The organism is Fictibacillus sp. UD, assembly GCF_043558025.1.
Lineage (GTDB): Bacteria > Bacillota > Bacilli > Bacillales > Fictibacillaceae > Fictibacillus.
In genome coordinates this window covers 79,723-99,846 of sequence record NZ_JARUHH010000006.1, presented here as the reverse complement: position 1 = coordinate 99,846, position 20,124 = coordinate 79,723, and the positions used below count along the sequence as shown (strand labels likewise).

At 41.5% G+C, this 20,124-nt stretch carries 23 protein-coding genes; 5 read left to right on the top strand and 18 right to left on the bottom strand.

What is annotated here, in order from left to right:
- Positions 1-199: 199 nt before the first annotated feature.
- The 13 genes from glpK to P8610_RS11775 form a co-directional block, all read right to left on the bottom strand.
- Positions 200-1,702, bottom strand: coding sequence for a glycerol kinase GlpK (gene glpK, locus P8610_RS11835; RefSeq protein WP_394604543.1), 1,503 nt, complete (start codon positions 1,700-1,702; stop codon positions 200-202).
- Between the two features lie 21 nt (positions 1,703-1,723).
- The gene (locus P8610_RS11830) at positions 1,724-2,551 is read right to left on the bottom strand and encodes an MIP/aquaporin family protein (protein WP_394604542.1); all 828 of its coding nucleotides are present in this window, start codon (positions 2,549-2,551) and stop codon (positions 1,724-1,726) included.
- 192 nt (positions 2,552-2,743) lie between these two features.
- On the bottom strand, positions 2,744-3,289 hold the full coding sequence (locus P8610_RS11825) for a glycerol-3-phosphate responsive antiterminator (protein WP_394604541.1): 546 nt from the start codon (positions 3,287-3,289) through the stop codon (positions 2,744-2,746).
- Positions 3,290-3,897: 608 nt separating this feature from the next.
- The gene (locus tag P8610_RS11820; RefSeq protein WP_289494065.1) at positions 3,898-4,305 is read right to left on the bottom strand and encodes a F0F1 ATP synthase subunit epsilon; all 408 of its coding nucleotides are present in this window, start codon (positions 4,303-4,305) and stop codon (positions 3,898-3,900) included.
- A gap of 22 nt (positions 4,306-4,327) precedes the next feature.
- Positions 4,328-5,716 carry a F0F1 ATP synthase subunit beta gene (gene atpD, locus P8610_RS11815; RefSeq protein ID WP_226536983.1) on the bottom strand — a complete coding sequence of 463 codons (1,389 nt, stop codon included), beginning with the start codon at positions 5,714-5,716 and terminating at the stop codon, positions 4,328-4,330.
- A gap of 59 nt (positions 5,717-5,775) precedes the next feature.
- Positions 5,776-6,627, bottom strand: coding sequence for an ATP synthase F1 subunit gamma (atpG, locus tag P8610_RS11810; protein ID WP_289494063.1), 852 nt, complete (start codon positions 6,625-6,627; stop codon positions 5,776-5,778).
- Positions 6,628-6,757: 130 nt separating this feature from the next.
- The gene (atpA, locus tag P8610_RS11805; RefSeq protein WP_289494062.1) at positions 6,758-8,257 is read right to left on the bottom strand and encodes a F0F1 ATP synthase subunit alpha; all 1,500 of its coding nucleotides are present in this window, start codon (positions 8,255-8,257) and stop codon (positions 6,758-6,760) included.
- A gap of 19 nt (positions 8,258-8,276) precedes the next feature.
- Positions 8,277-8,828, bottom strand: coding sequence for a F0F1 ATP synthase subunit delta (locus tag P8610_RS11800; protein WP_394604540.1), 552 nt, complete (start codon positions 8,826-8,828; stop codon positions 8,277-8,279).
- The gene (gene atpF / locus P8610_RS11795; protein WP_289494060.1) at positions 8,825-9,343 is read right to left on the bottom strand and encodes a F0F1 ATP synthase subunit B; all 519 of its coding nucleotides are present in this window, start codon (positions 9,341-9,343) and stop codon (positions 8,825-8,827) included. The genes P8610_RS11800 and atpF overlap by 4 nt, the downstream gene beginning before the upstream one ends.
- 108 nt (positions 9,344-9,451) lie before the next feature.
- The gene (gene atpE, locus P8610_RS11790; RefSeq protein WP_066293895.1) at positions 9,452-9,667 is read right to left on the bottom strand and encodes a F0F1 ATP synthase subunit C; all 216 of its coding nucleotides are present in this window, start codon (positions 9,665-9,667) and stop codon (positions 9,452-9,454) included.
- Positions 9,668-9,750: 83 nt separating this feature from the next.
- Complete coding sequence (gene atpB / locus P8610_RS11785) at positions 9,751-10,461, bottom strand: F0F1 ATP synthase subunit A (RefSeq protein ID WP_197128303.1); 711 nt, start codon at positions 10,459-10,461, stop codon at positions 9,751-9,753.
- A gap of 6 nt (positions 10,462-10,467) precedes the next feature.
- Positions 10,468-10,851: an ATP synthase subunit I gene (locus P8610_RS11780; RefSeq protein WP_394604539.1), complete on the bottom strand. Its 384-nt coding sequence runs from the start codon at positions 10,849-10,851 to the stop codon at positions 10,468-10,470.
- Positions 10,851-11,075, bottom strand: a complete 225-nt coding sequence (locus P8610_RS11775) for an AtpZ/AtpI family protein (protein WP_394604538.1) — start codon at positions 11,073-11,075, stop codon at positions 10,851-10,853. The genes P8610_RS11780 and P8610_RS11775 overlap by 1 nt, the downstream gene beginning before the upstream one ends.
- Positions 11,076-11,367: 292 nt before the next feature.
- Here P8610_RS11775 and P8610_RS11770 point away from each other — a divergent pair, with 292 nt between their 5' ends.
- A complete protein-coding gene (locus P8610_RS11770) occupies positions 11,368-11,793 on the top strand; it encodes a DUF3889 domain-containing protein (protein WP_394604537.1) in 426 nt (141 codons plus the stop codon).
- Between the two features lies 1 nt (position 11,794).
- Here the strand turns inward: P8610_RS11770 and P8610_RS11765 are convergent, their stop codons facing one another.
- Positions 11,795-11,971 carry a hypothetical protein gene (locus P8610_RS11765; protein WP_394604536.1) on the bottom strand — a complete coding sequence of 59 codons (177 nt, stop codon included), beginning with the start codon at positions 11,969-11,971 and terminating at the stop codon, positions 11,795-11,797.
- A 626-nt stretch (positions 11,972-12,597) separates the two neighbouring features.
- On the opposite strand from P8610_RS11765, the gene P8610_RS11760 reads away from it, so the two are divergent.
- On the top strand, positions 12,598-12,813 hold the full coding sequence (locus tag P8610_RS11760; RefSeq protein ID WP_394604535.1) for a hypothetical protein: 216 nt from the start codon (positions 12,598-12,600) through the stop codon (positions 12,811-12,813).
- A 200-nt stretch (positions 12,814-13,013) separates the two neighbouring features.
- A complete protein-coding gene (locus P8610_RS11755; protein WP_394604703.1) occupies positions 13,014-13,136 on the top strand; it encodes a nucleotidyltransferase domain-containing protein in 123 nt (40 codons plus the stop codon).
- 642 nt (positions 13,137-13,778) lie between these two features.
- On the opposite strand, the gene upp is transcribed toward P8610_RS11755, so the two are convergent.
- From upp to P8610_RS11740, 3 genes are all read right to left on the bottom strand, one after another.
- The gene (gene upp, locus P8610_RS11750) at positions 13,779-14,408 is read right to left on the bottom strand and encodes a uracil phosphoribosyltransferase (protein WP_066244766.1); all 630 of its coding nucleotides are present in this window, start codon (positions 14,406-14,408) and stop codon (positions 13,779-13,781) included.
- 373 nt (positions 14,409-14,781) lie between these two features.
- Entirely contained in the window at positions 14,782-15,426 is a 645-nt protein-coding gene (locus tag P8610_RS11745; protein WP_394604534.1) for a class F sortase, read from the bottom strand.
- Between the two features lie 75 nt (positions 15,427-15,501).
- Positions 15,502-16,863 carry a copper amine oxidase gene (locus tag P8610_RS11740; protein WP_394604533.1) on the bottom strand — a complete coding sequence of 454 codons (1,362 nt, stop codon included), beginning with the start codon at positions 16,861-16,863 and terminating at the stop codon, positions 15,502-15,504.
- Between the two features lie 266 nt (positions 16,864-17,129).
- On the opposite strand from P8610_RS11740, the gene P8610_RS11735 reads away from it, so the two are divergent.
- Positions 17,130-18,221, top strand: a complete 1,092-nt coding sequence (locus tag P8610_RS11735) for an acyltransferase (RefSeq protein ID WP_394604532.1) — start codon at positions 17,130-17,132, stop codon at positions 18,219-18,221.
- A gap of 23 nt (positions 18,222-18,244) precedes the next feature.
- Here P8610_RS11735 and glyA read toward each other — a convergent pair whose 3' ends face one another.
- Entirely contained in the window at positions 18,245-19,480 is a 1,236-nt protein-coding gene (glyA, locus tag P8610_RS11730) for a serine hydroxymethyltransferase (RefSeq protein WP_394604531.1), read from the bottom strand.
- Between the two features lie 187 nt (positions 19,481-19,667).
- Here glyA and P8610_RS11725 point away from each other — a divergent pair, with 187 nt between their 5' ends.
- Positions 19,668-20,123, top strand: coding sequence for a hypothetical protein (locus tag P8610_RS11725; RefSeq protein ID WP_289494051.1), 456 nt, complete (start codon positions 19,668-19,670; stop codon positions 20,121-20,123).
- Position 20,124: the final 1 nt, after the last annotated feature.

Sequence of the window (20,124 nt, the reverse complement as noted above, 5' to 3'; positions counted from 1 at the left end):
ACGTAGATGATACGGGTAGTTTTCCCCGAATCAGCGGACGCAACACACGTTTTTCTACATTACCGTGTATTTAGCACGCAAAAAAAGACCACAAGAACCCCGCATCTTCTGTACGAGGTTTTGTGGTCTCTCCTGATCTCCAACCGGTTCAATATCAACTTGTTTTTAGTATAGCGCAGTTTTGCAAGTTTTTAAAGGGTTATGCTTTCGGTTTATACGCAATTGTTGCTTCAACCGCTTTTTTCCAGCCTTCATAAAGCTCTGTACGCTCTTCCTCTTTCATGTTTACGTCAAAGTCTTTGTCCACTTTCCACTTATCTGCGATTTCTTGGCGATCACCCCAGAAACCAACAGCAAGTCCTGCAAGATAAGCCGCACCGAGCGCTGTTGTTTCATTGATTTCTGGACGCTCAACCGGAACGTTTAAAATATCGCTCTGGAACTGCATCAAGAAATTGTTCTTAACTGCTCCACCATCTACACGGAGTTTCTTCAGTTCGATTCCTGAGTCTGCTTCCATTGCTGTTAACACGTCTCTTGTTTGATAAGCCAGTGACTCAAGTGTAGCACGGATAAAATGTTCTTTTTCGGTACCGCGCGTAATGCCGAAGATCGCACCGCGTGCTTCTGAATCCCAGTATGGTGTGCCTAGTCCAACGAAAGCAGGGACAACATATACGCCATCTGTAGAAGCAACGCGTTCTGCATACTCTTCACTGTCCGCAGCGTTCTTTAACATGCGAAGACCGTCGCGCAGCCATTGAATCGCTGAACCCGCTACAAAAATACTTCCTTCTAGGGCATATTCTACTTTTCCATCAATTCCCCATGCGATTGTCGTTAAAAGTCCATGCTCTGACTTAACCGCTTTTTCACCCGTGTTCATAAGCATAAAGCAGCCCGTTCCATACGTATTTTTCGCCATTCCTTTTTCAAAGCAAGCTTGTCCGAAAAGCGCCGCCTGCTGATCACCGGCGATACCTGCGATCGGAATGTTTTTACCGAAAAAGTGATAATCAATCGTTTCGCCATATACTTCGGATGAAGATTTCACTTCTGGAAGCATAGATTTCGGAACACCTAATATTTCAAGAAGCTCGTCATCCCATTTCAGATCATAAATATTGTACATGAGCGTTCGTGAAGCGTTGGAATAGTCGGTAACGTGAGCCTTACCACCTGTGAGCTTCCAAACGAGCCACGTGTCGATCGTTCCGAATAAAAGGTCACCGTTTTCTGCTTTTTCTCTAGCTCCCTCTACGTTATCAAGAATCCATTTAACTTTTGTTCCAGAGAAATAAGCGTCGATTAAGAGTCCTGTTTTATCACGAAACTTGTCGTTCAGTCCTTGATTTTTCAACTCATCACAGATCTCTGCTGTTTGACGGGATTGCCAAACGATTGCGTTGTGAACCGGTTTTCCTGTGTTTTTATCCCAAACAACCGTTGTCTCACGCTGATTCGTGATTCCGATCGATGCGATTTCTCCAGGATCTGTATCTGTTTTCGAAAGAACTTCTGCCACAACAGCTAAGATCGTTCCCCAGATCTCTTGAGCATCATGTTCCACCCAGCCTGGCTTCGGGAAATGCTGCTTGAATTCTTTTTGAGAGATTTCCACGACCTCTCCTGCTTTGTTAAAAAGAATCGCCCTTGAGCTTGTTGTTCCTTGATCGAGTGCAATGATATATTTTTTTTCCATGAAGTAAACCCTCCCAAAAATTTAGTTTTCTATTTCATCTCCATGTGGCAATGCCTGTGTGCCTTTGTTTCCTAAGAAGAATGTAATGACGAATACGGCTAGTGAAACTACTGTCCAGATCCAGAAAAGCGTTGTCACTTTTCCAGTAAAGACCGCCTGATAAAATAATGAACCGAACACTCCGCCAAGAACTGGTCCTACGATCGGGATCCAAGAATACGTCCAGTTGGATCCGCCTTTGCCTGGAATCGGCAAGATAAAGTGCGCAATTCTGGGACCAAGATCACGCGCAGGATTGATTGCGTACCCTGTCGGTCCACCAAGTGATAATCCGATCGCCACGATAAGAAATCCAACGATCAAAGGATTTAATCCATCTGAAAATTTATTCGCTCCGATTGACAATAATCCTACTAGTAAAACCGCGGTTCCAATAAATTCTGATAAAAGATTCGAAAACGTGTGCGGAATTGCAGGGTCTGTAGAGAAAACGCCTAGCTTAACAGCTGGGTCATCCGTCGCTTTCCAATGCGGCAGGAAGTGAAAGTAAACTACCATCCCGCCAAGCATTCCGCCAAGTACCTGAGCAATAATATACGCTGGCACATCGGCCCAAGCAAATTCACCGATAGATGCGAGTCCGAGTGTTACCGCCGGGTTAAGGTGCGCACCACTAAAGCTTCCTACAGCGTAAACTGCCATTGCAACGGCTAGTCCCCAAGCAAGTGCGACAACGATCCATCCGCCCCCTTGAGCTTTCGATTTGTTTAAGGAAACGTTTGCAACAACGCCACCGCCAAAAATGATTAAAATCATGGTACCTATAAGTTCTGCCATGAAAGTTGACATCGATATTCCTCCTTTATGCTTTGACAAGCGCTGTTAATGTGCGGGTTTCGAACAAAAAAAGACCCAGCAAAAGATACCTATAGTTGTGCTATAAGTAACCCTTGTGGATCTCCATGTTCTCCGTCACGTTTATTAACTTGTCTCTATTATAGCAAGGATGTAAACGTTGTCAAACGTTATTTCACAAGAACATTATATCCACAATTCCGGGTTTGAAGTTGTTACCGCCTCTGCACCTGCATCAAGGGCTTCTTTCACATTTAATTTTGTGCGAATCAATCCTCCAGCAATTACTGGTATACCCGCCTGTTTACTCACTTCTTGTATTATTTCCGGCATGATGCCCGGCAAAACCTCTAAATAGTCTGGCTGTGCACGTTCGATGACTTTATAACTCGTTTCAAGCGCTAGCGAGTCCAATAAAAATAAGCGCTGCACGGCGATCATGTTCTTCTTTTTGGCGCGGATGATGCAGTTTGAGCGTGTTGAGATGATTCCTGCCGGCTTCATTTCCTGAGCTAAAAAGTCTACCGCATATTCATTCGCTTTTAATCCGTTGATCAAATCAAGGTGAACAAGCACCTTCTTGTTTCTTTCGTTCGCCATAGCAATCATAAACTTCAGCTGACTAATATGTGTATCCAAACAAACAATGTATGTATATTTGCTTTTCAGCAGTTTTTCAAAATCCTTCATCTTCCTGGCTGCCGGTAAGACTTGCTGTCCATGAAAGCTCATCGTGCACACTCCTCATCTTTCTTTAGCATTCACCTTTTCCGCGCTTTTTATCGCAATTGGGGTATTTGTCTTGTTTACATATTAAGTGATAATACCACATTTTAGCTCTGCAGGACGAGGATTAAATGATCCGCGAAATTAGGAAGAAAACGAAATTAAGCTGATCAAAGTGTCTTCATCCTTCTCCAATAGGTGAGATGTTGTTTTTGAGCCCGTTTTTCACAAAATTCTGTTGCTTTTGAAGGTAAGTGGTCTACTTTTTTAGTATGCTGGTTTCGCTGAACGAGCGGTGAGTCAGAATGAGGTCTTTTCAAGCTAAAAAGGTACAGTTTCGGTCCTCGAAACTGTTTACCACACATACCTGCCTGGGTATTAAGTCTATGCAATCCAGAAATAAGATCCTTCAATCCAGAAGTTTTGGCTGTTTATCCACGAGTTTTGGCTCTCAATCCAAAAGTTTTAAGCTTTTATCCACGAGTCTACAATCCTCGACATATTTCGCGCCCACCACATGCGTCACATACCCTCTCACACCGCTCTGACTTACACCGCATAAAACAAAAAAGCCCTTCAGCTCTCCAAATCTGGAAAGCTGAAAGGCTTGAAAATTATCGCTTTGCTGCTACGTCGATACGGTTGATCGCACGTTTTAGTGCCAACTCCGCACGCGTTGCATCTAAGTTGTCTTGTTTGTTGCCTGCAAGACGCTTCTCTGCACGTTCTTTTGATGCACGTGCGCGATCCACTTCGATTTCGCCAGCGATTTCAGCAGCTTCTGCTAAGATCGTGACTTTTTCAGGTCGCACTTCAATAAATCCACCGCTAACGGCCACATATTGTGTTTTCCCATCAACGTCGTGAACACGCACGGCGCTGATCGTTAAAGGAGCTACAAGAGGGATATGGCCTGGAAGAATTCCAAGCTCCCCACTTTTTGCTTTCGCGCTGACCATTTTCGCATTTCCTTCAAACACAGGACCATCAGGGGTTACTACGCTGACTTGAATGGTTTTCATCCAATCTTACCCCTTTCAGGCATTAGGCCAAAGTTTTTGCTTTTTCAATAGCATCCTCAATAGAGCCTACGAGATGGAACGCTGATTCCGGAAGATCATCGTATTTTCCTTCAAGGATTTCTTTGAATCCACGAACTGTATCTTTAACAGGAACGTATGAACCTTTTTGTCCTGTAAATTGTTCTGCAACGTGGAAGTTTTGAGATAAGAAGAACTGGATACGACGCGCACGGTGTACAACTAGCTTATCGTCTTCAGAAAGCTCGTCCATACCTAGGATTGCGATGATATCTTGAAGTTCTTTATAACGCTGTAAAGTCGCCTGTACTTTACGAGCTACTTCGTAATGCTCTTCTCCAACGATCTCAGGAGAAAGTGCACGTGAAGTCGAAGCCAAAGGATCTACCGCTGGATAGATACCCATAGCTGTTAGTTTACGCTCAAGGTTTGTTGTTGCATCTAAGTGAGCAAACGCTGTAGCTGGAGCCGGATCCGTATAGTCATCGGCAGGTACATAGATTGCTTGGATAGATGTTACAGAACCTTTTTTCGTAGATGTGATACGCTCTTGTAATTGACCCATCTCAGTTGCAAGAGTCGGCTGGTAACCTACCGCTGATGGCATACGGCCAAGAAGGGCAGATACTTCAGAACCTGCTTGCGTGAAACGGAAGATGTTATCTACGAAGAAAAGAACGTCTTGTCCTTCTTCATCACGGAAGAATTCAGCCATTGTCAAACCAGAAAGAGCGATACGTGCACGTGCTCCAGGCGGCTCGTTCATTTGTCCGAATACCATTGCCGTTTTCTTGATAACACCAGAGTCGCTCATCTCGTGGTAAAGGTCATTCCCTTCACGAGTACGCTCACCAACACCTGCGAATACGGAGATACCACCGTGCTCTTGTGCGATGTTGTTGATTAGCTCCTGGATAAGAACTGTTTTACCTACACCCGCACCACCGAAAAGACCGATTTTTCCACCTTTTACGTATGGAGCGATAAGGTCAACTACCTTGATTCCTGTTTCAAGAATCTCAGTTTTTGTTGTTAATTCTTCAAAAGAAGGTGCTGAACGGTGAATTGGGTCACGGCGAACATCTGCCGGTACTGCCTCACCAAGGTCAATATGATCACCTGTTACGTTAAATACGCGTCCAAGTGTTGCTTCACCTACTGGTACAGAAATCGGCTTACCTGAGTCAGCGATTTCCATCCCACGAACAAGACCATCCGTTGAATCCATTGCGATTGTACGAACCATGTTATCACCAAGGTGAAGTGCTACTTCTAGTGTTAAGTCAACACCCTCAGCGCTAACAGTTAAAGCGTTAAGCAATTCTGGAAGCTGGCCTTCAAACTTTACGTCAACGACCGGTCCAAGAATTTGAGTAATATAGCCTTTATTCATCGGTTTCCCTCCTATCTTACTTTGCACATTAGCTGTTAGAATCACTTTTTAATAAAAGTCTATTCTAGAGCTGCTACACCGCCGACGATTTCCGTAATTTCCTGAGTGATGGCTGCTTGACGCTCACGGTTGTACGAGAGGTTCAATTGGCCGATCAGTTCATTAGCGTTATCCGTTGCATTTCTCATCGCAGTCATACGAGAAGCATGCTCGGCTGCTTTCGCATCAAGTAAAGCACCATAAATCAAGCTCTCTGCATATTGAGGAAGAAGCACTTCAAGGATCTCGTCCTCTGATGGTTCATACTCATAAGAAGATTTTGATTTTGTTGCAGCGATATCTGTTAACGGAAGAAGCTTCTTCTCCGTCAGATCGCTCTGAATGGCACTTACAAAATGGTTGTAATACATGTAAAGCTCATCAAATGTCCCGTCCGCATAAAGACCTACTGCCTTTGATGCGATCGCCTTAATCTCAGCAAAGGATGGCTGGTCTGCCACGCCTGTGATGCTGTCCAAGATAGACATCTTACGGCTTTTGAAAAAGTTTACACCCACTTTACCGATTACGATTAATGCGTACTCATCTGGTGACTTGTGACGCTCTTGAATCGTGCGATAAACGTGGCGCAAAATATTCGAGTTATAAGCCCCTGCCAATCCACGGTCAGCTGTTACGACGAAATAGCCCGTCTTCTTCACTGGTCGTGTTAAAAGCATAGAGTGTTTAGCGTTGCTGCCAGATGCGATGCTTCCAACCACTTCTTGGATCTTGTCCACGTAAGGGCCGAAAGATTTTGCATTTTGCTCAGCACGGTTTAGCTTTGCAGCTGAAACCATCTCCATCGCTTTTGTGATCTGCATGGTCTTCTTAGTGGAGTCTATACGTGCTTTAATATCTTTTAATGCCATTCATTTTCACCACCTTTTAGTGAAAGTTTTAAAACATAGGCAATCCACGTTTTAAAACAAACCTTTGTTGTAAGCTGGTTGCAGGGCACGGCTAACCGCCGCACCACTGCTTTAAAGTCTATTTAAAATCTTACGCGAATGTCTTTTTGAATGCTTTGATCGCTTCGTCTAGGCTGTCGTCACCAGGAAGTTTTCCAGATGTCTTGATTGCATCAAGAACGTCTTTAGAGTTAGCTTCCATGTGAGCGTAAAGCGCTTCTTCAAAGCGGTTTACATCTTCAACAGCTACATCATCAATGTAACCACGAGTCAATGCATAAAGGATTGCAACTTGGTGCTCAACTTTTAGCGGCTTGTGAAGTCCTTGCTTAAGTACTTCAACAGTACGTGCACCACGGTTAAGTTTTGCTTGAGTTGCTTTATCAAGGTCAGATCCGAACTGAGCGAATGCTTCAAGCTCACGGTATGAAGCAAGATCCAGACGAAGTGTACCAGATACTTTGCTCATCGCTTTGATCTGAGCAGCTCCCCCTACACGAGAAACGGAGATACCTGCGTTGATCGCCGGACGAACACCGGAGAAGAACAAGTCAGATTGTAAGAAAATCTGTCCGTCTGTGATAGAGATAACGTTTGTTGGAATATAAGCAGATACGTCAGATGCTTGCGTTTCAATGAACGGAAGCGCTGTGATCGATCCGCCGCCTAGCTCGTCATTCAGCTTCGCAGCACGCTCTAGTAAACGTGAGTGAAGGTAGAATACGTCCCCTGGATAAGCTTCACGGCCTGGAGGACGGCGAAGTAGCAAGGAAAGCTCACGGTAAGCTGCAGCTTGCTTAGAAAGATCATCATAAATGATCAATACGTGCTTGCCAGCCCACATGAATTCTTCAGCCATAGATACCCCAGCATAAGGAGCTAGGAACAACATTGGTGCAGGTTGAGAAGCAGATGCTGATACAACGATTGTGTAATCAAGCGCTCCGTGTTGACGAAGTGTTTCTACTACGCCCGCAACTGTTGATTCTTTTTGTCCGATCGCTACATAGATACAGATCATATCTTGATCTTTTTGGTTTAGGATCGTATCGATCGCTACAGCTGTTTTACCTGTTTGACGGTCACCGATGATAAGCTCACGTTGTCCGCGTCCGATTGGCACTAGTGCGTCAATCGCTTTGATACCTGTTTGAAGCGGCTCATGTACTGATTTACGAGCCATTACGCCTGGAGCTTTTTGCTCGATAGGACGAGTTTTTGTAGTCGCAACTGGACCTTTACCGTCGATCGGCTGTCCAAGAGGGTTAACTACACGGCCAAGAAGCTCTTCACCTACAGGAACTTCCATGATGCGTCCTGTACGTTTTACTTCGTCACCTTCACGAATTTCTTGGTAAGGCCCAAGAATGATGATACCTACGTTGTTTTCTTCAAGGTTTTGGGCCATACCCATTACACCGTTAGAAAATTCAACAAGCTCACCAGCCATTACGTTATCTAATCCATGGGCACGGGCAATACCGTCACCGACCTGGATAACTGTACCCACATCATTAACTTCGATCTCAGATTGATAGTTTTCAATCTGTTTTTTTATTAAAGCACTGATTTCTTCAGCTTTAATGCTCATGAATTTCACCCCTATCCTCTCAGCTTCCGTTAGAAGCTAATTGACGTTCCATTCGATTCAACTTTCCGCTGATGCTTCCGTCAAAAATACGGTTGCCAATGCGGATTTTGATTCCTCCAACTAGGGAAGGATCTACAATATTATTAATGCGCAACGCTCTTTTGCCGACTCGGGCAGCAAACGTTTGCTCCAACTTTTGTATCTCTGAGTCTGATAAAGGACGTACAGAGTATACATTTGCGTCGGCAATGCCTTGTGCTTCATTTGCTAATTCAATGAACTGCGCTGCCATCTCTGTGATGTATGTGTAACGGTTGCGGTCTACCATAAGATAGATCGTGTTCATTACAGCAGTAGAAAGGTCAGCTCCAACGCTCTCTTTGATCAATTCTTTCTTCTGATCTTTTGATACTTTTGGATGTGCTAAAACTTTTTGAAGATCTTTGTTGATCTCCAGTACGTTTTTCACAAGACGCAATTCGGAAACTGTATCTTCAAGTTTCGTAACACCAACTACTTCAAATAGTGCTAATGCATAACGTTTTGCTACGATTGCTTGATCTTTGCTCATCGAGACTCGCCTACCTCTTGAAGGTATTCGTTAATGAGCTTCTCCTGAGAGCTTTCATCAAGTTCTTTTGCAATAACTTTAGAAGCGATTTTAACGGATAGAGTAGCAACTTCTTGACGAAGTGTTGCAACTGCTTTTTCTTTTTCAGAAGCGATCTCAGCTAATGCAGCTTCTTTCACACGCTCAGCTTCGTCACGAGATGCTTTAATAATTGCTTCACCTTGTGCTTCGCCTTGCTTTTTCGCATTATCGATAATAGCTTTTGCTTCATCTTTCGCTTTCTTCAACTCTTCAACTTGAGTCTCCAGATAGCTTTTAGCTTCTTGACGGGATTTTTCAGCCGCATCAATTTCGCTGTTGATATGTGATTGGCGCTCTTTCATGATTCCCATTAAAGGGCCCCATGCGTATTTACGCAATAATACTAGTAGGATTAAAAATGCAGCCAGCTGGTAAAGAATATCACCTGTGTTCAGGCCTCCACCTGCAGCAGCACCTAGAATTAAGTTTTGCACACCATTTCCTCCCTTCAATCAATCATACATAAGGAATGGCGAAGGGTAGTCTCACTACGGAAACTTGCTTCGCCATTATAGAAATCGTAATAAACAGTGGTTGTTAGATTACTCAGCGCCAAGAGCGATGAACGCAATAACTACACCGATGATTGGAAGTGCTTCAACTAACGCAACCCCGATGAACATTGTTGTTTGAAGAGTACCACGTAGTTCTGGTTGACGAGCAACACCCTCAACTGTACGTCCTACGATTAAACCGTTACCAATACCAGCACCAAGTGCCGCTAGACCTACCGCGATTGCAGCTGCAATAAGATTCATGATAAAATTTCTCCCTTCTGAATTCCCTTAAAATTTTTATGAAAATGGGCTCCTATGTATAGAAGCTTGATTTTTCCCGATAATTAGTGATCGTGACTTACTTTATGAGCCAAGTAAACCATTGTTAGCATTGTGAAGATAAATGCTTGGATTGCACCAACGAAAACTGAGAAGCCTTGCCACACGATCAATGGGAAGATTCCTAGTACGCCAGCAAAAATACCCATCTTAGTTAAACCTACTAATAGACCTAAAAGCATCTCACCAGCGAAAATGTTTCCATAAAGACGAAGACCAAGCGTTAATGTGTTCGCAAACTCTTCAATAATCTTTAGTGGGAACAAGAACTTCATTGGCTTGAAGAATTCAGCTCCATATTCCTTGAACCCTTTCATTCTCACACCGTAATAGTGTGATAGCGCCACTACCATAACTGCTAGAGTCAATGTAATGGTCGGGTCTGCAGTAGGGGATTTCCACCATAGATTATGGTCGACTACTACTGCAAAAGGTAATCCCAGCATGTTGGCAACGAAAATATACATGATTAATGTAAGTCCTAAAGCTAAAAAGCGTCCGCCCGTATGCCAATCCATTGTGCTGTTGATGATTCCTTTTACGAAATCGACTACCCATTCAAGGAAGTTTTGCATTCCTCCTGGTCGCATTGACAGGGTTCGAGTAGCGAGTACCGCAATAAGGAAAACAATAACGGATGAAACTGTGATCATTAGTACGTTTGACAGATTAAACGTCAAACCTAGAAAATCAGCTGTAACTGCACCATGTTCCACCTATGTTCACCTCTTTTCCTTTGGAGTACGTGTAACTTGAGTTAGTGAATCTATTAACATGATAATGTAGACTGCCATCAATCCCACTACCACACTTAATAAATGAAAATGTTCCGGGTATTTCATCGCGATGAGCGCCGCTAACCCTGCAAAGAGGAGTCTTGAAAGTGAACCGAGTGACTTCACTTTTTTTTGCTGGATCACTGCTTGTCCCATCCGCTCAATCTTTGAGTACATGCTCCAAAGATTGTACAAACCGAATACAGTTCCTAAAGCAAGTCCTAAAAAGATTGTTTTGTAGGGAGTGAAGGCATATCCGATAAATAGAATGGAAAGAAGATATAATGTGTACTTTATGTATTTGAAAAACACCGATCGGTACTCATCCATCATTGCCCATCCCCTGAAAACTTCGATATTAAGCGGATCATCCCGTAAACACCTGTTCCAAGACCTAGAAACAACCCGATGATAAGGAAAATTGGAAATTCATTGCCGACTCTCTCGTCCAGCCATTTCCCTCCAAAAAGTCCAACCAAAATGCATCCAACAAGCTGAGAAAGAATGCCAGACATTAAAGCCATCGCTTTATAAGGGCGTTTCCCGTTGCTCATATCGTATGGACTCCTTCCTAATGGAAACTTGGTAATTTTTTTCTTGAAAAACCTTGAAATAACAAGAATGTAAACCTTACCATATTCCCTTTGTAAGAATACAATAGTGACATTTCTATGTCAACGACTTACGGGACGGTTTATTAAATAAATTGTGGAAATTTTGTGGCTTGTTACAATGGTTTATTATTAACTTGGTTTACTACATCTTCCTACTTTTTCCATTATCCTGAATAATTAACTGCTTTTGATAAATACTTACATTAAATATATGTGAAGGAGCTTGTTCGACATGAAACAAAAAGTAATTATTTTATTTGCAGCGATCTCAGTTTTTGTGGCAAGTGGCTGCATGAACAATGACAAGAAGCCGACGGAAGAGTCTACAGATATGAGAAACAATGTTGAGAACGATCGTACAAAACCATTAAACGTTCAATACAATGACCAGACCCCTACTGACGATATGAATTCATCTGTGACACAAAAAGATTATGCAAAATGGGGCAAAATGGCCTTGGCTGAAACGAGAAAAAAGTATCCGAACAGCAGAGTGAGCGATTATCAGTACGATACACGACGAGTTAGCCCGGATGGTACCATAACAGATTACTTTGATTTTACGGTGTATCAAGAAGATAAGAAACATCTTGTAAAAGTCGGCGTGATGCATGATGACAACAAGCTGATGGATATGAAGTTTGAGGAGATGAACTAATTCAACTTTTGGGATGAGGGCTGTCGGTTGTCAGCCTTCTTTTTTTAGATTTTACGGTACGTGTTCTTTTATAAAAGCTCTTTTCGTATTCAAGTTGTTTTTGATAGTAGTTGATTTCCGCTCCAGGTGGCTCGCTTTCCACGGGGCGTGCGGTGAGCCTCCTGCCGCTTTGCGCCATTAGGAGTCTCCACCTGACCGCTCGTCCCGTAGGAGTCTCGCCACCTTGCGCTCCATTCAACACGCCAATGAAGAGAAAAAAATGCATCTCTAACAATAACAGGTTCTCTTTTGAGGGAGAAAACGAGAAAAAACAAGCCAAATCGCATAGTAATTAGCACTATAAATCGCAGCGTAATTCGTTGCGATTTTTTCTTGGTATATAAGGATTTTGGTTAAAAAACCCATTTTTATCACCTTAATTAGCACCCCAATTCGCACACGTTCTAGCAAGATGACAATAACTATTGTCACGCTGCGAATTGGTATGCGAATTCACTTGTCAATTGACGTGCCATTTTTAGTGAAAAAGGATTAAAAGGCGGTTAAATCGAATATATAATAAGGGTAAAAACGTGCAGTCCTTATTCAACAAACGTGGCAGTTTAATGGTAGAAGGGATTTTTTTTCGAATATCGAATATAAACAGAGTTCAAAGAGTCTTACTTTAAAGAAGTAAGTCTTTTTTATTAGAGATAATGTTGATGATGAAATGTTAAATGTAGGAGAAGACACTATTTACAACTTATAGACTTGACAAATTCTTGACGCTTTATGAAAGACATTTAGAATGGGAGGAATTTATTAATGTTTGGAAATGATAAAAGACCTAAAAAAGGAATACATGGGACGATTGATAATTTACAAAAGAAGATTGATAAGAAGTTGACAGAGCGTGGTCGACCACCAGAGAAAAGAAAAAACTTAGCTCAAAGTGTGATGAAAGATTTAACAAAACCGGTTACTAAACCAATCAAAATCGTTTACTGGTATGCTAAAGTAATAAAAAAGATCTTAAAATGAGGAAATGTTTTATCAAAAGGCGTATATATGAATTCATATACTATAGTTTAGATAAGGTATGAGGTATAAACCTTATCGGTCGATGGTGTGACCTTTATAAATATGGTTATAAACAGCAGCGTTAATGCACACTACGAATATACTGTTCAGCAAAAAAGTTAATTATAAATTACTTATCGTAAAACGGTAAAGGTGTAGCTATTGTGGGGTCATTTGCAAGAGGTGACTTTCATTTGAAATCGGATGTAGATTTGGTAATTATCTCAACTAATAAAGAGGTTACATTACAAGGTATTTTGTCAGATTCAAGTATCATGTTGTGAACAGACATCAATTGGAACAGTGGGGACCCTTCTTAACTTCACTCAGAATATTTTATGATAATGAATTAGAAGTTGAGTATGGAGTATCAACAAATATATGAGTTAAGGAACCCCTAGATAAAGGGACAAAAGAAGTAGTTAGAAATGGATTTAAAATACTCCTCGATAAAGAAACTGTGTTTTCAAGTGTAAATAAGTATTTGAGTGAATAAAAATATTCTTCAACAAACGGGGGCTTTAATTGAATAAGGGCATAAGAAAACGACCAGACAAAAATCTGGTCGTTTTTAATGTCATTTACATATCCAATTATTGTGCTATTTCACCTGCTAATTGGCTTGCGAATTACGATTTTCTCCTCCAAAAGAGAACCCGTTACTCTAACAATCAGCTATTATATATTCACGTTCGCGCAGGATTGCTTTGTTTGCGCGCGTGTTCGACAAAGTTACGCGCACCTTTACCGAAGTTACACGCGTATTCACTTGATTTACGCGCGCCTCGAGGCTTTTCTCGCGCAGCCAGCTATTTGTAGCAAAATTTCTTTATGTTCAGGGAAGATTATTGCACGCTTAAAATAAAAAAATGACTCGACAGAGGTTTTTTCACCTTTCATCGAGTCAGTTTTTTTGTTTTTTTAGCTTATTTTGTTCCGAATAAACGGTCTCCGGCGTCGCCTAGACCTGGAACGATATATCCATGGTCGTTTAATTTTTCATCAAGTGCTGCTAAGAAAATATCAACGTCTGGGTGCTCTTCTTGAATCACTTTAACACCTTCTGGAGCTGCTACTAAGCACATAAGCTTAATGTTTTTCGCGCCGCGCTTTTTAATCGACTCGATTGCTGCAGCTGCAGATCCACCTGTAGCAAGCATTGGATCGATTACGATAAAATCACGCTCTTCCACATCAGAAGGAAGCTTCACGTAATATTCGATCGGTGTTAGTGTTTCAGGATCACGGTAAAGACCAACATGTCCAACTTTTGCTGCTGGAATCAGCTTAAGGATTCCGTCTACCATTCCAAGTCCTGCACGAAGGATCGGTACTAGCCCTAATTTTTTCCCAGCGATTGTTTTCATTGTCGCTTCAGCAACCGGCGTTTTTACCGTTACTTCTTGCAATGGAAGATCACGTGTAATTTCAAAAGCCATCAGTCCCGCTACCTCATCAACAAGCTCGCGGAATTCTTTTGTACCCGTTCTTTCATCACGGATGTATGTTAATTTATGCTGAATTAACGGATGATCAAGGACATATACATTGCTCATGTTTAAGCACCTCTCCTTATGTAACTTTTATTGTCGTTCAAAAAGCATCTCTAGCATTGTACAGAAAAACAGCATCTACTTCAAGGGAAATTAGCGGCTGATGACAAGAAATTAGACTCCAAATATTACATAAAAACTCTTCTACTACTATTCCCTGAATTCAGAGGTGAAATCCTGAAAAACTTTCTATATGCTTGCTGCCTTCGTGGGATGGTTTAGCCCCAATTGAAGTTTACTGTCCACTTTTCTGATTTTACTGTCCACTTCCGCAATAATACTGTCCACTTAGTTCCCCCTCAACCGCACATCAAAAAAACACCCACACGAATGGATGCTTTTTGTTAATTTTGATACTCTTTGATTTTTCATTCTCTTACTCATTCGTTTTTAACTCTGTATAAACAACCAATCTCTCTTCATGCGTTCCTTCATCACGATTAAAGGTACCGGTACATGTTATTAAGTTCAGCTTGCTTCCATACGAATAGTCGAATATCTTATCGACAGGCGCGTTTTTTCTGTCGTATTTTTCTTTTCCTGTTACTTCAAAAGTCAGTGTTTTGCCGTCTTTGTTTTTAACGATCACTTCATCGCCTTTTTCAAGGTCTTCTAGTTTATAAAACACAGCTGGACCTGTCTTACTGTCAACATGCCCTGCCATTACAGCGTTTCCCGGCGATCCGGGTTTCGCCCCGTCACCAAACCAGCCTACGGTATCCATACCTTTCGGAACACCCATCTGGCCATTTTTTAGCGTACCGACTTTTTCAATTTCAGTGTTGATATTCAATGCTGGAATTTCAATCGTAGAAGGTGTTATTCCCTCTGTATCTGCTTTTAACTTTAATCCTTCTGGCGGCGTCAGCTCAGTTGATGAGGATGCCACTTCTTCCTGCTGCTCTTGTTTTTTTACCGTTTCACTAGCTTTAGAATCCTCACTTTTACTGTTCTCATCAGAGTTCGAACAGCCGCTTACAATCAGCACAGCTAACAGAATACCCGCAACTAATTTTTTCATAATAAAAACCTTCCTTTCCATCTCAATTAGATAGAAAAGATGGAGGACTCATTCGTCCTCCACTCTTTACTCTTACTATTGGTTTGTTGCTTTTCTGCGAAGAATCATAGCTGTTGTAGCAGAAGCTAGAATCAACCCGAACAGACTCCAAAGTACAGCGTCATTTGATGTTTGGCTCATGCCGCCCATACCTGTTTTCGGCATTTCGGATGGCTTCTGGCCAGCAAACTTATCTGGGAATTGATCAACGATCGCACCAGACATCGCTTGTCCTACACCGAACATGTGAGCATAAGCTTCAGAGATATTCTTGTATGCTGCAGGGTAATCTTTTCCTGTGTAGCTGTTAAACGCTGCTAGTAATTGGTCTACGTGTACTTTTAAGCCTTCTTCTAAGTCAGCTGCTTTTAGACGGCCTTCTGTTGCCGTGTCTAGGAATTTAGCTTGTTCAGCACGGTACTTGTCCAATTCAGCCATCGCTTGATTCTTGCCTTCTTCGTTGTTTTCAGCTGTTGCAGTTACATAATTTACGAAATAGCCGATGTGGCTGCTCCAAATTTCTTTAAACTGTGCTGCACCTTCTGCACCGTATACAGATTCTACAGCCGCTGTGATGTCATCTGTGTTTTCGTTAAGTTCTGCAGCTGCGGCTTCAAAGTCTTTCGCGCCATCGATTCCTTTTTGCATCGTTAATGCGGCTAATGCTGCGTGCGCCGAGAATACGCTATTCAAGTCAGCGCGAAGGTCAGCTGCTGGTGTATCCACTGATTTGTTTTCGAACTTATCAGGAAACTGATCCGTGATTGCCCAAGATAAACCTTTACCTGTCATGAACATGTGGTGCATGGCTTCTGAAATGTTGTCGTACGCTTTGTCATAGTCCCCTGTTCTATAGCTTTCAAATGCCCACACTAGTTGGTCAACGTGGACTTTCAGACCTTCTTCAAGGTCTTTCGCTTTTAATCTGCCTTCTGTAGCTTTATCAAGGAAATCAGCTTGCGTCACACGGTATTTATCCAATTCCGCTAATGCCTGCTTTCTTCCTTCTTCGTTATTTTCAGCTGTTGCTGTTACATAGTCTACGAAGTATCCGATATGGCTGCTCCAAATCTCTTTAAATTGTGCTCCAGCTTCTTCACCGTAAACAGATCCAACTGCTGCTGAAAGTGCCTCTGTATTTTGGTTCAACTGTCCAGCTGCTGCTTCAAAGTCTTCTTTTCCGTCAATTCCTTTTTGCATCGCAACAACTGCTAGAAATGCATGTTCAGAAAGAAGAGTATCAAGTGAAGCACGAAGATCGATTGCCGGGTTCGTTACTTCTGCTGACATCGTGCCTTTGCTGTGACTTTCATGACCATGTGCATTAGCCACCGAGAATGTAGGGATTAATAGAGACACACTTAACGGTACTGCTAAAAGTGCTTTTTTCATTTTCATAGGTAATCTCTCCTTTTTTGTTTTTTACACTTAGCTAACGGAGAGAGTTTTTATTTGGATCACTTTTTTTGAAAAAAAGTTTTGTTTTTTGTCGAAGTGTACAAAAAATGGTTACTTTGCTAGACCTTCTTGTTATGGTTGACCTTCCTCTTATCCCATTTATTACAAGCGATTCAACCCTATGCAATATAAAAAACAATACGAACTTTATAACCGTGAAATTATTTAACTGCTTTAACTTTTTAAAAATAGAGAGGATGTAAAAAGTGAATAAAAATGTAGCAACTAAAGAATACTTCAATGAAATTCACTTTTTAAGAGCGTTCGCATGTATCGGTGTTTTATTGGTTCATGTTTCTGCAACATACTACAATGAGGCTGATGGTGTTTGGAACTGGTTTACGTATTTCTTCAACCAGCTTGGCCGTTTTGGAACACCAACTTTTGCTGTTATTAGTGGTTTCTTGCTTTTTAATGCAGTAAATAAGAGAGGCTTTTCGTTTAAATCTTTTATCACATCACGTACAACGAAAATTATTATGCCATTCTTGATTTGGAGTTTGTTTTATCAATTTGTAACCGTATATTTCCTTGGAGGAACCGTACCTACAGATCCTAAAGTACTCCTATATAACTTTACGATGGGTGAATCGTTCTATCATTTATACTTTATGGCTATCGTTGTACAGTTCTATTTTATGTTTCCACTCCTTCAATTTATTAAAAACGGCCTTGGCTGGTGGATTGGACTAATTGTATCTGCTGCAATAAGTCTTTATTTTACAAATCTGCAAGAGGTATCATTTGCATCAGGCATTATCGAAAGAGTCTTAATTGATAAGGTATTTGTGATGCATTGGATTTTTTACTTTATCTTTGGTGGATTTCTAGCGTATTACTGGAAACCAATCTCAGCATGGGTGAAAAAACACTCTGTACTTCTTGCTGTCAGTGTTGTAATCATCTATGTAGCTGCATTTATCGAATATAAAGTTATGGGTTCAATTTCATCTAGAAGAGAGACAAATCTTATTAATATTCCGTTATTAAGTTTTGCAACGATTGCTTTATATTCTTATCTCATTAAAATGAATTGGCTAAAAAACGCTTTACAAGTTATCGGTAAACTATCTATGGGAATCTATCTGATCCATCCATTTACCTTGATTCTATTTACAATCCTACTGCCTGATGTCGTTTGGCAGACAAAATTCATGCCGATTATGTTTTTTGCTGTTCTGTTTACAACCATTGTCTTTGTTAAAATTGTTCAGCAAGTTCCTAAACACCAATTCATTATTCCTGTGCCAAACAAAAGAAAAAGAACATCTATACAAAGAAAACCAGTTTCTGCTTAGAAACTGGTTTTTTAATCTCTATTTTATTCGTACAGCTTATATTTTCCTGCTAGCTTTTCAACGCGTGTCTCTGCATCTTTCAATGTTGTTTCGTCTTCGATGTTCTTCAGTACAGAAGCCATAATTGCAGCGATCTCGTCCATGTCTTCTTCAACAAAACCGCGTGAAGTTACCGCTGCTGTTCCGATACGGATACCGCTCGTTACAAACGGGCTTTCTTTATCAAATGGAATCGTGTTCTTGTTCACGGTGATCCCGATATCATCTAGTGCTTTTTCAGCCACTTTTCCTGTTAGCGCAAGCTCGCTCACGTTGATCAGGATCAAGTGATTGTCTGTGCCGTCAGAAACAAGTGTGATGCCTTCTTTTTTCAAAGACTCTGCCAGGCGTTTTGCGTTTTTCACAATCTGCTCTGCATAGCTTTTGAACTCATCTGTTAACACTTCCCCGAACGATACCGCTTTTGCAGCGATTACGTGCATCAAAGGACCGCCTTGGATGCCCGGGAAGATGGATTTATCAATTTTTTTCGCGAATTCTTCTTTACATAAAATCATTCCTCCGCGAGGACCGCGAAGTGTTTTGTGTGTAGTTGTTGTTACAAAGTCTGCATAAGGAACTGGATTTTGGTGAAGTCCAGCCGCTACAAGTCCTGCGATGTGGGCCATGTCCACCATAAGGTAAGCTTCAACTTCATCGGCGATCTCGCGGAACTTTGCAAAATCAATCGCACGCGGATACGCGCTCGCTCCTGCTACAATCAGCTTTGGACGGTGTTCAAGGGCTTTTTGACGAACATCTTCATAATCGATCACGTTTTTCTCAGCATCTACACCATACTCAACAAAATTGTATTGAATTCCTGAGAAGTTCACAGCACTTCCGTGTGTTAAATGACCGCCATGAGAAAGGTTCATTCCGAGTACAGTGTCACCTTGCTCTAAAATCGTAAAATATACGGCCATGTTCGCTTGTGCACCAGAGTGAGGCTGAACGTTAGCATGTTCCGCACCAAAAATTTTCTTCGCGCGGTCTCTTGCTAAATTCTCAACAACATCCACGTGTTCACATCCGCCATAATAGCGTTTAGACGGGTAGCCTTCAGCGTATTTATTCGTTAGAACGGAGCCTTGAGCTTCCATTACGGCTTGGCTTACAAAGTTTTCAGAAGCAATCAATTCGATTTTCGTACGCTGGCGGTGCAATTCATCCATAATGGATTGGTAGACTTCTTGATCAGCTGTTTTCAAATGGTTCAATTTCGCTTCCCCCTTACCTTATGTGAAAAATTATTATGATTGTAACATACCCCTATATCTTACACGTTAATGCTTTAAGTTGTAAGAGGAAATGCACAAGTGTGAAAATTCATTTTATTTGATAGGGATGAACATGGTATGATGATACATAATAGAGATAGAGTGATATATTAAGGGGTGTTTTTGCATGATGAGAAAGTGGTTTGGAGCAAGTCTCCTTGTTTTAGTACTAGCATTAGCAGGCTGCAGCGAAGAAAAAGCAAAGCCTGAAGCGAAGGAAGAAACAGAAAAAAGAGCAAATGAAGATCAAAACACGAAAGATGATTTAGCTGGTCAACAAGCCGAGGTTATCAAAAATATGGAGAAAAATGCGGTTCAGTTAGATCCAAGTGCGCTTGAATCAGATCCTAGTGCTTATAATGAAAAAATTATTAAAGCAACGGGAACAGTAACTGCTCATGAAGAAAAAGGCATGGGCAGCAGTTTTGAGATGAAAGTTGGCGCCACAACGTTCAAAGTGATGAACTTTACGATGGATAGCAGTTTTAAAGAAGGTTCAGAAATTACGGTTTACGGAAATGTTAAAAATGGCAAAGACGCTAAGTCTGGACTTCCGTTAATCAATGCGACATATATCAACTAAA

Bases quoted from the DNA above. Each gene is read 5' to 3' on its own strand.
- upp (WP_066244766.1), bottom strand. From the start codon at position 14,408: ATGAGCAATGTATATGTCCTTGATCATCCGTTAATTCAGCATAAATTA.
- P8610_RS11825 (WP_394604541.1), bottom strand. From the start codon at position 3,289: ATGAGCTTTCATGGACAGCAAGTCTTACCGGCAGCCAGGAAGATGAAG.
- atpG (WP_289494063.1), bottom strand. From the start codon at position 6,627: ATGGCATTAAAAGATATTAAAGCACGTATAGACTCCACTAAGAAGACC.
- P8610_RS11775 (WP_394604538.1), bottom strand. From the start codon at position 11,075: ATGAGCAACGGGAAACGCCCTTATAAAGCGATGGCTTTAATGTCTGGC.
- P8610_RS11770 (WP_394604537.1), top strand. From the start codon at position 11,368: ATGAAACAAAAAGTAATTATTTTATTTGCAGCGATCTCAGTTTTTGTG.
- P8610_RS11745 (WP_394604534.1), bottom strand. From the start codon at position 15,426: ATGAAAAAATTAGTTGCGGGTATTCTGTTAGCTGTGCTGATTGTAAGC.
- P8610_RS11830 (WP_394604542.1), bottom strand. From the start codon at position 2,551: ATGTCAACTTTCATGGCAGAACTTATAGGTACCATGATTTTAATCATT.
- P8610_RS11780 (WP_394604539.1), bottom strand. From the start codon at position 10,851: ATGGATGAGTACCGATCGGTGTTTTTCAAATACATAAAGTACACATTA.
- P8610_RS11740 (WP_394604533.1), bottom strand. From the start codon at position 16,863: ATGAAAATGAAAAAAGCACTTTTAGCAGTACCGTTAAGTGTGTCTCTA.
- glpK (WP_394604543.1), bottom strand. From the start codon at position 1,702: ATGGAAAAAAAATATATCATTGCACTCGATCAAGGAACAACAAGCTCA.
- P8610_RS11760 (WP_394604535.1), top strand. From the start codon at position 12,598: ATGTTTGGAAATGATAAAAGACCTAAAAAAGGAATACATGGGACGATT.
- atpA (WP_289494062.1), bottom strand. From the start codon at position 8,257: ATGAGCATTAAAGCTGAAGAAATCAGTGCTTTAATAAAAAAACAGATT.
- atpD (WP_226536983.1), bottom strand. From the start codon at position 5,716: ATGAATAAAGGCTATATTACTCAAATTCTTGGACCGGTCGTTGACGTA.
- P8610_RS11765 (WP_394604536.1), bottom strand. From the start codon at position 11,971: ATGGCGCAAAGCGGCAGGAGGCTCACCGCACGCCCCGTGGAAAGCGAG.
- P8610_RS11820 (WP_289494065.1), bottom strand. From the start codon at position 4,305: ATGAAAACCATTCAAGTCAGCGTAGTAACCCCTGATGGTCCTGTGTTT.
- atpE (WP_066293895.1), bottom strand. From the start codon at position 9,667: ATGAATCTTATTGCAGCTGCAATCGCGGTAGGTCTAGCGGCACTTGGT.
- P8610_RS11725 (WP_289494051.1), top strand. From the start codon at position 19,668: ATGATGAGAAAGTGGTTTGGAGCAAGTCTCCTTGTTTTAGTACTAGCA.
- P8610_RS11800 (WP_394604540.1), bottom strand. From the start codon at position 8,828: ATGAGCAAAGATCAAGCAATCGTAGCAAAACGTTATGCATTAGCACTA.